1 protein-coding gene is annotated in these 466 nt (G+C 50.6%); it reads right to left on the bottom strand.

Annotation, left to right across the window (positions count from 1 at the left end; all coding sequences use genetic code 11):
* Nucleotides 1-466, bottom strand: a 466-nt coding sequence (locus tag ACOB80_RS20855) for an Ig-like domain-containing domain (protein WP_473167800.1), incomplete at both ends; no start/stop codon positions are given.

The raw sequence follows: 466 nt of genomic DNA, 5'->3' as shown, positions 1-466 counted from the left end.
CTGATTGTTGTTTTAATTTGGGTGCTACCTGGGAACTGAGCACTCGGTGTAAACGTCACCACATTGCCTTCTACCTGATAGTCACCTGCTACATAGCCACTTTGTCCGTTCACCTGAATACGTATTGTATTGCTGATATTTGACGCATCGATTGCTTCGTTAAAGGTCACCACAATCGGCGATGAAACTGACACGTCGGTAGTATTATTTGCTGGTGTAACACTGGTTATTCTAGGGTAGGCGGTATCCACACTGCCGCTGCTGTCGGCGGTGAAGCTCACGCGGTATTCAGCAACTTCATTACCCGCTACATCACATACGCCCGCAACAACCAGCTCATAGCCTTCACCCGCCACCAGATACTCATCCGGCGTAAACGTGATCGTTCTGCGATCACTGCTCAGTGCGACACTACCCGCGACTGCACCTGTGCTGCTCTGTAGCGATACGGTGTCACCGTTCACAC

The sequence above is a fragment of the Thalassotalea coralli genome (assembly GCF_055786205.1).
This window is presented reverse-complemented; position numbering and strand designations above follow the sequence as displayed.